The following is a 15,398-nucleotide window of genomic DNA, read 5'->3' on the forward strand; positions in this document are numbered from 1 at the left end:
AGAAGATGTCAAAGCTCGATTTCGATGTCGCCTTCCGCTGTGTTCACGCAGATGCGTACCGCTTGGCCGGTCGGTTCGGAGACGTCCCCGTTTCGAAGGTCCCGTATCCGTCCGGATTTCAGAGTTCCCACGCAGGTGTGGCAGATGCCGATCCTGCACCCGAAGGTGAGGTCGAGACCGGCGTCCTCACCGGCCGCGAGAATGGTCGTTCCACCGTCGCATTCGACCTTCTTCTGGCTGTTGGTGAACGCGACCACGCCACCTTCACCTTCCTCCGCGTTCCCCCCGATGACCGGTTGAAAACTCTCGTGGTGAAATCTGTCGTAATCGCCCTGGTCTTTCCAGTAGGACTTCAGATCGTCCAGATGCTCACCCGGGCCGGAGCAGAATGCGTCACGTTCTCGCCAGTCGGGAACCAGCTCGTCCAGTTCGGTCGCCTTCATGCGTCCTTCGTCGCTGGTGATGCGCAGCTTCACGCTGAGGCCGTCGTGCTTGGCCTCCAGCTCGTCGAGGGTGTCCGCGAACATGAGCTGCTCGCGGGTGTGAACCGAGTGAACCACGACGATGTCTCGGACCTGGTCGTGGTGGTCGAGGCTGCGTAGCATGCTGATGATCGGTGTGATGCCGCTGCCTGCGCTGATGAAGACCATCTTGTCCGGCAGCGGGTCGGGAAGGGTGAACTCGCCCTCGACCTCGCTGAGACGGACGATGTCGCCCGTGCGGATGGTGCCGACGAGGTACGGCGACACAGTCCCCTCGGGTACGAGCTTGGGACTGACGCTGACCAGTCCGTCGACGGGGTCCGGGTCGGACGTCAACGAGTACGCCCGCCAGTGGTAGCGCCCGTCGATGAGGACACCGAGCCGGACGTACTGTCCGGGTATGTGACCAGCCCATTCGAAGCCGGGGCGGATGAAGACGGATACCGCCTCCGAGCCCTCCGGCGCGACCCGAACGACCTGCCCACGCAGTTCCCGCGTCGTCCACAGCGGGTTGATCAACGCAAGATAGTCGTCCGGTCTCAATGGATTGAACAGCATTCGAACCGCGCGAAGCGCTGTTCTTCGCACAAAAGATACCTGGGGCTTGGCCCCCCGCTCTGCCACACCTGAAACGTAACGCCAACACCCGCGTCTGTGTCGGGAAACCGCGAAATGAGCCGAAATCAATTGTATTTCAAATTGATTGGCTCATTTCGGCGGCATACGAATGCCCGGGCCCCCGCAGCCGATTACGCGAGTAACCGGTCCGGCCGGGGCTCAAACATCGTCGGTCAGCGCCAGCCCAGAGCAGGAGCGACGTCGCGGAGCAGAGCCTCCATGACGTGTGCGCAGTAGTCCACGCCCAGCTGGTTCGGGACGGTGATCAACACAGTGTCGGCGGCCGCGATGGCCTCGTCGCCCGCCAGTTCCTCGATCAGCTGATCGGGCTCGCCTGCGTACGACTTGCCGAAACGTGCGATGCCGCCGTCGATGTATCCGACCTGATCCTGGCCGTCCGCCTGACGTCCGAAGTAGGCCCGGTCGAGATCGCTGACGATGGGAAAGATGCTGCGGCTGACGGAAACTCGTGGCTGGTGCGAATGACCGACGTCGGCCCAGGTCTTGCGGAACCGTTCGATCTGTTCGGCCTGCAGCTGATGGAACGGAATGCCCGTGTCCTCGGTGAGCAGCGTCGAACTCATCAGGTTCATGCCCTGCCGTGCCGTCCACTCGGCAGTGTCGCGGTTGCCCGCACCCCACCAGATCCGCTCGCGTAGCCCTGCCGAATGCGGCTCGAGGCGTAGCAGCCCCGGGGGGTTCGGGAACATCGGACGCGGGTTCGGCTGGGCGAACCCTTTGCCTTCCAGCAGCTCGAGGAAGACGCGAGTGTGTTCGCGCGCCATCTCGGCGTGGTCGGATCCATCCTTCGGGGAGTACCCGAAGTGCTTGTATCCCTCGATGACCTGCTCGGGCGATCCGCGGCTGATGCCGAGCTGCAGTCTCCCTCCGGAGATCAGGTCCGCCGACCCTGCGTCCTCCGTCATGTAGAAGGGGTTCTCGTACCGCATATCGATGACGCCGGTACCGATCTCGATGGTGCTCGTCTTCGCTCCGATGGCTGCGAGCAGCGGAAACGGCGACGAAAGTTGGTTGGCGAAGTGATGGACGCGGTAGTACGCGCCGTCAGCTCCCAATTCCTCGGCGGCGACCGCCAAATCGATGGATTGCAGCAGAACGTCGGAGGCCGAGCGTGTCTGCGACTGCGGCGACGGCGTCCAATGGCCGAAGGAAAGAAACCCTATCTTCTTCATTGTCGCTTCAACCGTTCCTCTGGCGTGGTTGTTCCGCGTCCACCTTCACGGTGCAGGAGAACGCACGATCCTGCCCGGGCGGTATTGCCAGACTTGCCGGTCTGCTACCCAACTCTCCGTCCGTCGTCTCCAGAGCGGGCAGACCCGCCCACGGTTCCAGGCACACGAAACCCGCGCCCGACGGCGGAGACCACACCGCGAATTGCTCGAAACCGGCCCATGTCAGCGTCAGGGATCCCGTGGCCTCGGACCGGTACCGGACCTCGGTCCCCGAGACCCGCTCGAAGACCACGGCACCTGCGTCGAACAGTGTGTCGGTGAGTGTCAGAGTTCGCCCCGCCAGCGGAGACGGCTGGGACTCGGGCATCGGGACACCGTCGACGACGCGGTGGACGCGGTCGGCCTGATCCTCGGCGAACACGACGGTGCTGGAGTTGCGTGCACCCGGTTCGGTCGGCCACAGAAACGCCGTGTGCAGCCCGAAGGACGCGGGCATGGACCGCGAACCAGTGTTGACCATGGTGTAGTCGGACGTCAGGTCGCTGCCACGCACACGGTGGCGAACCCGCAGCGCGAAATCGAACGGGTAGTGCCGGCGTGTGCGATCGTCGGAGACGAGCTCGAACTCGGCCGTGTCGTCGGACGTGTCGACCAGCGTGAATGCCATGTCCCGTGCGAACCCGTGCTGCGGCATCGGATACACCACCCCGTCCACGGTGACCGAGTCGGCGGGCGATCTGCCGATGCACGGAAACAGGATCGGAGCGTGCCGACGCCACTGCGGACCTGCGTCCCACAGCAGTTCTCGCCCTGACGGTGTTCGTGCGGACACCAACTCCGCGCCCACCGACGCGACGGTCACGGTCCAGCCGTCCCCGGTCAGTATCGCGCCGCGCGGACCCGAGGAAGAAGGCGGCTGCGACTCCGGTGTCGTGGGTACCATCGTCCGAACGTAGCAGCAGGTGAGAGACTGTGCCGATGGATGTGCGTGTGAAGAACAACGTGAGGGTCACCGGGGTTCCCGACGGCCCGACCGTCGTGCTCGCACATGGATTCGGATGCGACCAGCATCTGTGGCGCGGCGTCACCGCGCTGTTGGCGTCGACCTGCCGCATCGTGCTGTTCGACCACGTCGGTGCGGGCGGATCGGACCTGGCTGCTTGGAACGAAGAGGACTACTCCGGCCTCGATGCATACGCAGCGGACGTCGTCGATCTTCTCGTCGATCTGGATTTCGGGCCCGTCACCTACGTCGGCCACTCCGTCGCGTCGATGATCGGGGTGCTCGCCGCATCCGAGCGCCCGGAACTCTTCGACAAGCTGGTCTTGGTCACGCCGTCACCGCGCTACATCGACGACGAGGACTACCAGGGCGGTTTCACCCGAGGCGACATCGACGAACTACTCGAATCGCTCGATGCGAACTACCTCGGATGGTCGGCAGCGATCGCACCGATGATCATGGACAACCCCGATCGTCCCGAACTGGCGGCCGAACTCACCGACACGTTCTGTCGGACGGATCCATCCTGTGCCCGGTCGTTCGCCCGCGCGACGTTCCTCTCCGACAACCGCACCGACCTCGGTCGCGTCGTGACCCCCACGCTCGTCATCGAGTGCGAGCACGACGCGTTGGCGCCGCGAGAGGTCGGCCGCTACGTCCACGACAACATCGTCGGCAGTGAGCTGATCACGTTGAACGCCAGTGGACACTGTCCGCACGTGAGTCATCCCGACTTGACGGCCGCCGCGATACTGTCCTTCGTCGGCCGCACGTGAGCGACGTCGATCCGCTCCTGGTCGAATCCGCGGAGGATCTGTACGAGAACGCTCCGTGCGGTTACCTCTCGACGTGGCCGGACGGCCGCATTGCCAAGGTCAATTCCACGCTGACGAACTGGCTCGGATTCGAGCGCGAGGAACTGCTCGGTCTGCGCTTCACCGAGTTGCTGACGGCGGGAGGGCGGATTCACTACGAGACGCATTTCGTGCCCCTGCTGTTCACCCGAGGAACGGTGGACAGCGTCGCGCTCGACCTCGTTGCCCGGGACGGCGAGCGCCACCCGATGTTCGTGACGGCGAACGTCGGACGCGGACCCGACGGGCTGCCTGCTCTGGTTCGGATCACCGCTCTCGACGCCGGGGAGCGGCGAGCATACGAGCGCGAACTGGTAGCCGAACGACGGCGTGCCGAGCGCGAGCGCGAGCGCGTCGAGGTGCTCGCACGCACACTGCAACGCTCACTGCTGCCGCCTGCACTGTCGCCACCCGCAGGCGTCGACTCCGCCGCGTACTACCACTTCGCGTCGCAGGACGACGTCGGGGGAGATTTCTACGATCTGTTCCCACTGTCCGGCGACCGCTGGGGATTCTTCCTCGGAGACGTATGTGGGAAGGGGCCCGACGCGGCCGTCGTGACGTCCGCGACGCGGTACTCGCTACGCACGGCGGCAGTGTACGCACAGGACCCGGTCGAGGTGTTGCACAACCTCAATTCGCTTCTGCTCCAAGAGTTCGGGCACGAAGATTCGAGATTCTGCACCGTGATCTTCGGCGTCCTGACCGTGCGCGACGGCCGGCTCGACGTCGAACTGGCCAGCGGCGGGCACCCGCCGGCTCTGCTGCTGCGAGTGGACGGCACAGCGAGTTATCTCGACACCACCGGCGGCCAGCTGGTCGGCATCCTCCCCGCACCGCGTTTCCTGTCCGTCCACGTGCAGCTGCTACCGGGGGACACGCTCGTGCTGTACACGGACGGCCTGACCGAGGCTCGGACCGGAGTAGGGCGGAAACGGTACGACGACGAGGGCGCACTGCTGGAGTTCGCCGCCTCGCGATCGCCCGCATCGCCCGTCGACTTCGTCGACGATCTCCGAGAATTGTTGCTGGGCTTCGGTGAAGGGCTGTCTGACGACACCGCCATACTGGCCTTCGGGCTGCCGTTGCAGCCCCAGGCGTAGCGACATCAACCGCCGCAGTTGTTCGGCGGCGGCGTGCCTGCAGCGCGTCCGTCGAGCCATTGCGCCGGTAGTGCACCGAGATTCAGGATGCCGTGGCCCTGGTTGGCTGCAACCTGCAGGTCGATGACATCGCCCATGGCGCATCCCCGGCGGACGGCATCGATCGTCCACTGCGGTGCCACGAGCTGATCCTGGTCACCGTAACCGACGAACATCGGCTGGGGTGCCGGTCCTTTCGGAATGCTGTACTCGGCGAGCCACGTTCGTAACCGGTCCGCTGACTGCGGGGACACCGGAGCGTAGTCGGCGGGAACAACAGAGTCGGCCAGGGTGGACTGCAGGGCAGAATTCTCGCCGACGCACGTGAGAAATGCGTCGCTTCGGCGTTCGAGCACCCCGTGCAGGTAGTCGCTCGTCTCGAGTTCGGGATGTTTGGCCGCGATACCGCTCAGGATGGACGGCAGAGCGGCGATCTGGGCGGTGGTCAAGGTGCCGTTCTGCATCTCGTCGACCAACCCGGTCAGGTCGGTGGCGGGGGACATGCTCACCGTGCCGAGCAATTGGAGGCCCTCGCCGTAGTCGTCGGACAGTTCGTTGGCCGACCACACGGCCTGCCCTCCCTGGGACACCCCGTACCCCACCCAGTCGGTGGAGCTCTCCGGCAGCACCTCCCGCGCCGCGCGCACCGCGTCGATGATGTTGTATCCGGCCGTCGTCGGCTCCAGGTACGGGTGCACCTCCGAGGTGCCGAGGCCCTGGTAGTCGGTCATCGTGACGGCATAACCGTTGGACAAGAACGGAATGATCGTCGTGAGGCTGCCCAGCAGGCCGATGCGGGTCGACGGGGCGCATCGACTGTTCACCCCGGTCGTCGCGTGGCCGATCGACGCTATCGGCCACCCTCCCTCGGGCGGAGTTCCCTTGGGCGCGAACACCACTCCGGTGACTTCGGTGGGGGAGCCGTCGATACCGGACGTCGAGGCATAGCGCACCGACACCGACGTGCCGGTGAGGTCCGCCAGCGCGGGATACCCCGGGAACTCGACCGGCTCGGCCAGCAGCCGGCCTGGTGACCCGTCGGTCGCCGCGGCGTCGACGTTCGCTGCGTCACCGGACGAACTCGAACACCCCGCCAGTGCAAGGACGCCGACGAGTGCCGCAGCGATTCCTCGTGCTCGGAGCGCTCCACGGATCATCGGTCATCACTTCGGTTCGGCCTGAAGGGTCCCGACGGGGTCGTCGCACATCCGGCGCAGAGCGGATTCGATCACGGCGGGGTCGATCATCTTGTCGCAGAACGACGCAGTGAACGTGCGCCCGTTGTCGATCTCCGACACCAGCAGTGTGGCGCCGTCGGGCCCGTCCGGCTCCAAGAACGCGGCCAGGCGCGGGGGCCGCTCGTCACGGATCCACAGCCCGTCGTCGAACATCGTCAGTTTGCCGAGATCGCTGACTGCAAGGCGGACGCGGTCGTTCACCTCGATCGACGACTCGGTCGGCGCGGGAGCTGTCGGTGCCGAGCGCTTCAGAGCGGCTTTGATCTGCGACATCCCCAGAATGGCTATGGGCCAACCCGATTCGATCACCTGACGCATCAGTGCGGCGATGTCGGCGGCGCTCGGCGACGGGGGAATCCGGACAGGGATACCGACGGCGAAGTTGCCGTGGCCGTCCTGCAGCTTCGGTGGCAGGTAACGACGACTGTTGAAGAGAATCATCACCGACTCGTCGACGGTGACGCCCTCTGCCTCCAGCGCGGCAATCCACAACGCAATGGTGACCGACGCGGTCGTGGCCTTTCCGGGTTGACTGGACGCCCACTTCTTCAGCTGCGCAACACGATCGGGGGCCATGAAATCGGCTCGCGACGTCTTACCGGCTTCCCAGTCCTCGATGCGCTTGGTGGCACCCGCTACCAGGCGAGGCGGCTTCTTGTTCTGCTTGCGCAAACGCCAGAAATCGCGCAGTGCCGCGGGACGTGACAAGTAATGGTGGCGAAGCGCCGTCCACGTGGTGTTGCTCGGCAGTCCCTTGGCGAGAGCCGGGGCGCGGTCGAAGTCGATGTTTCCGCCGAGGGTGGCGAGCAGCAGCACACCCATCTGACCGTCACCGACGCCGTGCGAATAGTCCACGGCGATGTAGTCACCGGCGATGACCACCTCCAGCGGCTCCCGCACGCCGGGGCGACGCCGGATCACGCCCATCAGATGGCCGAGGTCGCGACTGTCCTCGGCGGGCAGGTGAACGATCGGGGTCCGCTCGCCCAAATTCCGACGGTAGCGCCACTCGACGTTGTGAGTGTCCGGCTCCACTGCGAGCCGAGGAGTCGACGTGCTCTGCTCCGCTACTGTCAGGGCCTTGCGGATGGCGTCCTCGTCCAAGCTCACGCACGGGCCGACGACGGCAATGGTGCGGGCTTCGGCAAACACGCGATCCATCGCGGTGGATCGATACGTTGTCGTGCGGTCAGACGATGTCATCGAGAACCCCCTGCATCCTGGCTCGGAAGTTGGCCCGGGAGAAACCCTCCGCCCAAGCGCGGATCTCGTTGCGGTCGAACGCCGACGGATCGAACGACGACATCGCGGAGGCGAAGCCGTCGACCACTTCGTCGTCGGAACCCGATGCGACGAGTTGGCCGGACACCCCGGGTACGACGGTGTCGAGCGCGCCGCCTTCTCCGAGTGCGATCACCGGAGTTCCGGTTGCCATCGTCTCCACCGGCACGATTCCGAAATCCTCCACACCGGGCATCAGCAGGCCACGAGCGCGTCGGTGAAGCCCGAGCAGGTCTTCGTGCGACACACGCCCGAGGAATGTCGTGTTGGGTCCAGCGAGTTCACGGCATGCGCTCATGGCTCGACCGTCACCCGCAACGACCAGTTTGATGTTGGCGGCCGCGGCTGCCTTCACCGCAATGTCCGGCCGTTTGTAGGGCACCAGTCGCCCTGCCAGCAGAAAGAAATCCTCGCGTTCGACTGACGCGTCGGGGGTGAATCCCTCGGTGTCGACGGGGGGATGAACGACCACCGCGTCGTCGCGTCCCCACCAGTTGGAGATGCGATCGGCGACCGCGGAAGAATTGGCCACCACCGTACGCAGCTTGGGAGCAGCAGCGATCTCGCACTTGCGGGCGACCGCGGACAAGGCGGTGAGTATCGCGGCACCTGCCTTGCCACCGCCCTCGCCCGCACGAAGCGCTGGATCCCACGCCCATCGAGCCGGACTGTGCACGTACGCAACGACGGGTGCGTCGGTAGCGAACACCGCCTGCGTGGCGAACGCATGGTGGCTGACGATGGCAGCGTCGATGTCGCCGAGTTTCAAGTGCCGAAACGCCGTGGGCATCAGGGGGAGCAGTGGGGCGTAGGAGCGCTCGCCGAGTGCCTTGTATCCCGTGTTGAGGATCGTCGTCTTCGGTGGCCGCGGCAGGTCCTTCGGAATGCCCTGTGCACGTGCCACCGCGGCATACACCTGGGACTCGGGCCACTGCAGCGCAAGCTGTTCGATGACGTGTTCCGACCCTGCGATCTCGGTCAGTCGCTCGTGGACGATTGCAACCCGGTCAGTGGTCATCGCTCGGGGCCTCCGCATTCTGTGGCTCGGCAGACTTCTTGCGTCGTGTGCTACTGGCTTGTTGCAGCACGAGATACGTGGGTACGCCGAACTCGTGCAGGCGACGAAGGGCGTGCTCGGCGGCTTTCCGATCCTTGCCGCCCTTCGAGAGGATCACGACGGCGCTCTCGACGTCTGCGACATCGACGACCGTCCACCACTCGCTGGCCAGACCTCCCTCGATGAACGCACGTCCGTCCTGGGGTGGGACCGCTGTGGCGACGGCGTATCCGGCGATCGGGGTGGTGCTGCCTGCGTTGGACTCGGCGTCCTGGCCGATCAGGATGACGGCCTCGTAGCCGTCACGTCCGGGCGCGGAATGCCGCGCCGAGCCCGATGTGCGGGGCCCCCCGCGCTCACGCGCAGCGATTCTGCCGACCACCGACGGAGGCAGCGCATCTCCGCCCTGAGGATCGAAACTGGCACGGTACTTCTTGGCGACTCGGCTGGCCCATGCCCGCGTCGGCCTCGATCCGATTCTGCTGCGCAGCAACACGATCAGCTCTGCGGCGATGACAAGTGCGGCGAGCGCGGCAACCGATGCCTCCGAGAACGGCTTGGGGGAGACCGGGGTGTCGCTCTGTTCGGGTGTGGACAATACGACGAGCTGATCGCCGCCGCCGCTCTGTACCTGCGCCAATTGTCCTCGGAGATCGCTCAGAGTGGCGTTCGATGCAGTCTTGGCATCCCCGTCCGGAAGCGCGGTGTTCCGTGCTTCTTCCGCGGCCACCGCTGCCTGAAGCTGTTCGAGCTGGCTCTGGGTGTCGCGAGCACTGTTGGCGTTGGCCGCCTGCGCGACAGTAGACACCGTCGACTGGGCCAACTCGAGGGCGAGCTCCGGCGACGGCGCCGTGACGGTGAAGACCAGCAGAGCAGGCGAGGTGCCGGGCTCGAGTGCCAGGTTGGAAGCGAGAGTGCCCGCGGTCCAGTCGGTGTCCACCTCCGAGACCACTTGCTCGAGCACGTCGTTGTCCGACGCGAGCCCGATGAAGGGCGCTCGCATCTGCTCGATGAACGCATCACCGGGAACCAATGCCTGTGCGGGCTTGATCTCGGTGACGATCGATGCCGAATACTGCTTCTCGCTCAACTCGGTTCGGGCGAAGAACACCGCAGCGCCCACCAGCAAGCCGATGACGAGCGCGGGAAGGAAAGCGCGGCCGAGTTCTCTCATGTGCCCGGCGAGGTCGATCGGCGGCGGCACGTCGCTACGGTGCACTGGATCGTTCACGGATGCCAACCGAAGCTCCTTTGATCGCCTACATGGGCAGAGAGTCCTTCACTCGAACGTGAAGACCGGACAGGTGTGATGATACCCAAACCGCCTCTCGGTGCTTCGGTACGCCCGATACGGCGCGTGAGTGCCGGTGTTGCGAAAATCGCTGCCTTGAAACAGGAATGAAGTTCTTTCGGACAGCTGGAAGCAGTCGGTGACGCGGTTTCGAGCGGCGAGAACCGGACCGACTCCGGTTCGTGAGTCCGTGGCAGATCGACGTCCGACCGTGGCCTCATCCGATCAGCGCCTCGAGCAACGCGGGCATCGTGATGGAGATGTTGTGTTCGGCGACGATTTTCGCGCGGGCGGAGGATCCCAGAGCGGTGCGACGCGCTCCGTCCGCCAGCACGTCCTGGATCGCGTGGGACAACGCCGCAGGGTCGCCGGGTGGAACCAGAACACCTGCACCGTCGCGCAGAAATTCGGTCGGCCCACCGTGATCGGTTGCGATCACGGGCAATCCGTGTGACATCGCTTCCAACACGGCAAGCGGACCGGCCTCCGGGAGAACGCTCGTGGACACCACGACGTCCCATCGCCGAAGCGCATCGTCGAGCTTCGTGTGGCCGAGAAACCTGACTCGGCCGGACAGATCCGGTTCGCTAGCCCGCTCGTGCAGTTCGGCGACGTAACTCTCGTCGCTGGGAAAACTGCCGCCGGCGAGTTCGACATCCACCCCGGGGGTGAGCGCCAGCGCGTCGAGGAGCACCCGGTGTCCCTTCCACGGGGTCAGCAGCGCAAGCATTCCGACGACAGGCGGCGTGTGGACAGTGCTACGGCCGAAATCCTCGACGGGCCAGGGCACGCCGTACGGGACGAGTTCGACGTCGATACCGGCAGCGCGCACCGGAGCAGCGGCCGCGTCGGTACACGCCACTGCTCTGCGTACGACACCTCGGCCGAGCCTCGTCACTGCGCGCTGTCGCCCGCTTGCCATCACGTCGTGAACAAGCCACGACGCACCACGAGGTGGGCGTGCGATGCGCGTTGCCGGCAGAGCGAAGAGGGAATTGACGACGGTCGCAGTCCCTGCTCCTCGCACCAGGGGGCGCAGGGTTCTTCCCGCCGACCACCAGCGGGCGAGCATCTGGCCGGCCGCCATCACCCGCGCTGCGCCGCGTTGGCCGCCCAGTCCCAGTTCCGGGATCGGCACGTGACGAACGCTGTCGGGTAGGGCCTCTGCCAATGCGCCGGCCGGGCTGGCCACCACGACGGTGTGTCCCGTTTCCGACGCTTGATCGACCAGCGCGAGCAGCATCTTCTCCGCTCCGGACACCTGTCCGGTGTGGGCGACGAACACAACGGTGGAAGTGTCGGTCATCGTTTCTCCGCTCGGTGTCGGCCCCCGGCCCGCGGTGTGGCCGCGCCGGGGGTGGTGTCGTTGCCCAGTGGTGATTCGACGAGTCCGAGCTTCGCAGCACCGAACACGATGACGACCAGCAGCAGCGCGAACACGATGGACACCACGAGCCACAGGGATGGAAGTGCCGAGACGGCAAGCGAACCGGCGTAGGACAGCGCAGCCGCAAGGACCACGATCAGCGCGATCGGACCCAGAGGTAGCAACGTCGACACCGGAACCGTTCGGGCAATGACGATCCACAGGAGTACGACGGTCGTTCCCAGCGTCGCGACGGTGGAAATGGCGGCTCCGTCGTAGGACATCCGCGGAATGAGAACGAGATTGAGCCCCACGTTCAGGGCAAGTCCGAGCACTGCGACCAGCGGGTAGTGGCGCTGCATTCCTGCAGAGGCGAGGAGGAAGATTCCCAGGAGGATCAGCGACATCAGGGCGGCACCCAGTACCAGTAGTCGTGCGGCATCCGCACCTGCCACGAACCGCTCGCCGTAGAGAAGCTCGATGAGATGATCGGCCGACGGCCAGAAGGCGACCACCGCAGCGGCTCCGAACAGCGCGAACAGAGTTGCTGCCGACCGTGTTCGCTTGCGGAATGTCGCGAGGTCGTCGGGCCACGCGGCAATGAGAAGGGTACTGATGGGCGCAACTGCAGCCAGAATGATGGTGTCCATCATGTCCGAGAACTTGTAGCCGATCGAATACAGTCCGACCGCGTCGAATGTGTCGAGCAGGCTGAGCATCAGAACATCGATCTTCAGCATCGCGATGGTCAGTGCGAAACCGATTGCCAGCGGTATCGCTTCGCGTAGGTACGGACCCCACCGGTGCACATCGATGTGCCGGGACGGCTTCAAACCCAGCGACGGTCGCCTGATTCCGACCGATTTCGACACCAGTTTGAAGATCTCGTTGATGACGGCAGGTAGCACGAACACGAGCAGAGTCGGCGCGAAGACGGCGGCGAGGATGGTCAGTGCCAGTTGAATTGCCTGGCCGAGACTCTCGGCGATAGCGACCATCAGCAGTCGGTGTCGGCTCTGGAACAGAACCGACAGTGCGTGACTCGGGGTGGCGAAGACGACGACGAGACCGCCTACCGCTGTCGCCAGCACCACCTCGGTGGGGTATCGGAGGATGAGGACGTACCCCACGGCGAGTACGTACCCGACGAGGCCCAAGGCGGTGCGCAGAGCCAGGAACGACGACGCGGTTCGCGAAATCTCCTCCGGGCTGCCGTCCATCAAGCGTGCCAACACCACCCGGCCGACCCCGAGATCGGTGACGACAGACATCAAGCCCAACAGCGCGAACACGAAGCTGAACTGGCCCCAGCCCTCAGGGCTGAGCGAACGGGCCACGATGACGCTGCCGACCCAGCCCAGTCCAGCGATGATGACCCGGCTCACCAACACGGCGGCGGTGGCTCTTGCTGCTGCTTTCGGGTCCGCGGCTATGGCCCGGTAATCGGGCGGCTGCTCGGTACCCTCGGCGGACGGGTCCTCGGTCACGAGATGATCCCCGCTTTTCGGTAGGCCTCGACGGTGCGCTGGGCCGTGCGTCGCCAGGTCAGGCCCTCGGAGACTGCCGCGGCGTTCGACACAAGGGCAGCGCGAGCATCGGCGTCGAACACGATGGGACGCATGGCGTCCGCCCAGTTGTCCACCCGCTCCGAGCCGAGAAGCACAGCACCGTCGCCGACGACGTCGGGCAGGGCACCGACGGCACTGGCGACGACCGCGCCGCCGCAGGCCATCGCTTCGACGGGTGGAAGTCCGTACCCCTCGTAGCGTGATGCGTACGCGGTGACCGTAGCGGTGGCGTACAGAGCGGGCAGGTCCTCGACATCGATGTAACCGAGGCCGATCGACGACGTCGGGGCGTTCGGCCCCTTCGATCCAGCGCCTGCCAACACCGATGGAATTCCGAGTCGTTCGGCCGCATCGGCGACGAGCTGAACGTTCTTTCGCGGTTCGACGGTGCCGACCTGCAATACGAACTTTTCGGGAAGAGAATACTTCTCGCGGACGGCGTCGAGGGCGGATTCCGCCGGGGGCGTCGCCCATGCCGCGGGCGCCAGTTCCGCGACGGCGGCTTCTCGGCCGCTGACGGCCTTGATGCGATCGGCGGTGAACTGCGACACCGCGATCAACAGGTCGGCTTTCCTCAGCGCACGTCGAACGAGCTTCTGTTCACCGAACGCCCGGAACTTGCTGGACGCCGACGGCATGTCGATGACGGACAGGTCGTGGACGGTCGCCACGGTGGCTGCCCTGGTCACGAGAGGGAGGTCGACATCGAGACCGTGGACGACATCGCAGTCACCGACGGGCAGCGCCCCCAGAACGGCACGCACCGCGCCGTCGGCGACACGGCGGGGGAGCGGTTGCACGTCACCCGGGAGTTCGCCCACCGCGTCACGCTGGACGACGGCGGCGAGATCAGCCGTCGGTAGCAGTGCTGGAATCTCGTTCAGTAACTCGCGGATGTACGTCTGGACCCCGCTGCCGCCCGGCCGAAGGGCGAGCGCCCCGTAGACGATCCGGGGGTTGCTACTGATTCGTGTTGCGCTGCTGCGCATCCCACCACTCCTAACAGAAGCCAGAAATAAACGTCGATCGGAAAAATTTCGAAGTAGGTCGAGACGAGGCTCGCGAACATCGCCGCGACGATCGACGAACCGACACCGAGCGCAAGGGCGTCGTCGCCCCTGGGCAGAGACCTGGACAAGCGCGTGCACCACAGCAGAGCCGTAACGAGGAGTGCCACGACGGCCCACAATCCGATGGGCCCGAGTTCGAGCGCGGACTTCACGTAGTAGTTGTCCGGTTGATAGTTGGTGGACAATCCGCTGAACGTCACTCCCGAGGCCGTCGAAATACGGTCGGCTGCTGCGCCACTCGCACCGAGACCTTGGCCGAACGGGTGGATCAGAATGCTCGCGATGATGTCGCTCCATCCGTCACCGCGTTCGTTGAGGCTGCTGGACGAGAAGAAGACGGAGGAGATCTTGGGTACGAACGGAACGATCACCGCGACAGCCACACCGGCGACGACGAGTGGGACGGCCAAGAAGCGGAACCGTACGGCGATCAGGTATATCAAGCCGACGAGCAAGCCGAGGATTGCTCCTCGAACGATCGAACTTGCCATCGCGACGACCATGATCGGCGACATCCACAGGAACGCGGCGTTGCGACGGCGCGCTGGATCGGCCAGTGCGACAGCACCGCCGACGAGCAGAGCCAACATCACGTACAAGCCGAAGGGGAACGGAAGGTTGAACGTACTGAAGGTTCGCAGCAGGCCGCCGGAAGTTCTGACCTGCGTGCCGTACTCGTATCCGAGCGAGACCAGGAAAGCGGGACCGAGCACCAATTGCGCAATCCCGACCAACGACGTGAACACGCCCATCCCCATGAGCACACTGACCAGGTTGTCGCGGTCACGGGCGTCGAACGGAGCGAGCCAGAGGATCCCCACCAACAGCATGTAGAAGAACGTCACCTTGATGGCGACGAACCCGATGAGCCCGAACGACACGAGCGCCGAGACGACTCCGAAGACGACGAACAAGGCGGCCGCGGGCCACCAGGGCATGGTCAACGGCGGGTGTGGACGTGGTGTCGGCGTCGATGTTCGCGGCCTGACTCGCCGCAACCATGCGCAGCCGAGTGTGAACAGCACAAGGCCTTCCTTCCATCCGGACACGACGCCGGGTACGGGAAGGATGGCCAACAGACCGTTGAGCGGCACGAATGCAGCGAGAAGCAGCAGTCCTCGCTGGGGGCGGTGCAAGATCGCACGGGCGACGAACAGACCCGCCCCCACCACCAGAACGGCGGCGAAGGCGATCGCGACATACGCGATCACGGACGACCCGGGACTCGTGAGTGT

Annotated in this window: 13 protein-coding genes; 2 read left to right on the forward strand and 11 right to left on the reverse strand. The window is 65.2% G+C overall.

Features of this window, described 5'->3' with window-relative positions:
• Positions 1-8: 8 nt before the first annotated feature.
• The 3 genes from CH293_RS19800 to CH293_RS19810 form a co-directional block, all read right to left on the reverse strand.
• Positions 9-1,106 (reverse strand): ferredoxin reductase, encoded by a 1,098-nt coding sequence (locus CH293_RS19800; protein WP_170945297.1) that lies wholly within the window; start codon positions 1,104-1,106, stop codon positions 9-11.
• 167 nt (positions 1,107-1,273) lie between these two features.
• Complete coding sequence (locus CH293_RS19805; protein ID WP_037106991.1) at positions 1,274-2,293, reverse strand: LLM class flavin-dependent oxidoreductase; 1,020 nt, start codon at positions 2,291-2,293, stop codon at positions 1,274-1,276.
• A 7-nt stretch (positions 2,294-2,300) separates the two neighbouring features.
• Positions 2,301-3,236 carry an aldose 1-epimerase family protein gene (locus CH293_RS19810; protein WP_094721258.1) on the reverse strand — a complete coding sequence of 312 codons (936 nt, stop codon included), beginning with the start codon at positions 3,234-3,236 and terminating at the stop codon, positions 2,301-2,303.
• A gap of 35 nt (positions 3,237-3,271) precedes the next feature.
• Between CH293_RS19810 and CH293_RS19815 the strand changes: the two genes are divergently transcribed.
• Positions 3,272-4,072 (forward strand): alpha/beta fold hydrolase, encoded by an 801-nt coding sequence (locus CH293_RS19815; protein ID WP_037106996.1) that lies wholly within the window; start codon positions 3,272-3,274, stop codon positions 4,070-4,072.
• On the forward strand, positions 4,069-5,253 hold the full coding sequence (locus CH293_RS19820) for a PP2C family protein-serine/threonine phosphatase (RefSeq protein ID WP_094653412.1): 1,185 nt from the start codon (positions 4,069-4,071) through the stop codon (positions 5,251-5,253). The genes CH293_RS19815 and CH293_RS19820 overlap by 4 nt, the downstream gene beginning before the upstream one ends.
• 5 nt (positions 5,254-5,258) lie before the next feature.
• On the opposite strand, the gene CH293_RS19825 is transcribed toward CH293_RS19820, so the two are convergent.
• The 8 genes from CH293_RS19825 to CH293_RS19860 form a co-directional block, all read right to left on the reverse strand.
• Positions 5,259-6,449, reverse strand: coding sequence for a lipase family protein (locus CH293_RS19825; RefSeq protein ID WP_037109017.1), 1,191 nt, complete (start codon positions 6,447-6,449; stop codon positions 5,259-5,261).
• A gap of 6 nt (positions 6,450-6,455) precedes the next feature.
• Positions 6,456-7,733, reverse strand: coding sequence for a hypothetical protein (locus CH293_RS19830; protein ID WP_255122927.1), 1,278 nt, complete (start codon positions 7,731-7,733; stop codon positions 6,456-6,458).
• Positions 7,720-8,829 carry a glycosyltransferase gene (locus CH293_RS19835; protein ID WP_094721260.1) on the reverse strand — a complete coding sequence of 370 codons (1,110 nt, stop codon included), beginning with the start codon at positions 8,827-8,829 and terminating at the stop codon, positions 7,720-7,722. Before CH293_RS19835 ends, CH293_RS19830 begins: the two co-directional genes overlap by 14 nt.
• On the reverse strand, positions 8,819-10,099 hold the full coding sequence (locus CH293_RS19840; RefSeq protein ID WP_255122930.1) for a hypothetical protein: 1,281 nt from the start codon (positions 10,097-10,099) through the stop codon (positions 8,819-8,821). The genes CH293_RS19835 and CH293_RS19840 overlap by 11 nt, the downstream gene beginning before the upstream one ends.
• Before the next feature lie 277 nt (positions 10,100-10,376).
• The gene (locus CH293_RS19845) at positions 10,377-11,465 is read right to left on the reverse strand and encodes a glycosyltransferase family 4 protein (protein ID WP_094721261.1); all 1,089 of its coding nucleotides are present in this window, start codon (positions 11,463-11,465) and stop codon (positions 10,377-10,379) included.
• Complete coding sequence (locus CH293_RS19850) at positions 11,462-13,012, reverse strand: flippase (protein ID WP_094721262.1); 1,551 nt, start codon at positions 13,010-13,012, stop codon at positions 11,462-11,464. Before CH293_RS19850 ends, CH293_RS19845 begins: the two co-directional genes overlap by 4 nt.
• Positions 13,009-14,082: a glycosyltransferase family 1 protein gene (locus CH293_RS19855; protein ID WP_037109003.1), complete on the reverse strand. Its 1,074-nt coding sequence runs from the start codon at positions 14,080-14,082 to the stop codon at positions 13,009-13,011. The genes CH293_RS19850 and CH293_RS19855 overlap by 4 nt, the downstream gene beginning before the upstream one ends.
• Entirely contained in the window at positions 13,974-15,374 is a 1,401-nt protein-coding gene (locus CH293_RS19860; RefSeq protein ID WP_094721263.1) for an O-antigen ligase, read from the reverse strand. The genes CH293_RS19855 and CH293_RS19860 overlap by 109 nt, the downstream gene beginning before the upstream one ends.
• Positions 15,375-15,398: the final 24 nt, after the last annotated feature.

The sequence above is a fragment of the Rhodococcus sp. 14-2470-1b genome (assembly GCF_002259415.1).
In the GTDB taxonomy this organism is placed as follows: Bacteria; Actinomycetota; Actinomycetes; order Mycobacteriales; family Mycobacteriaceae; genus Rhodococcoides.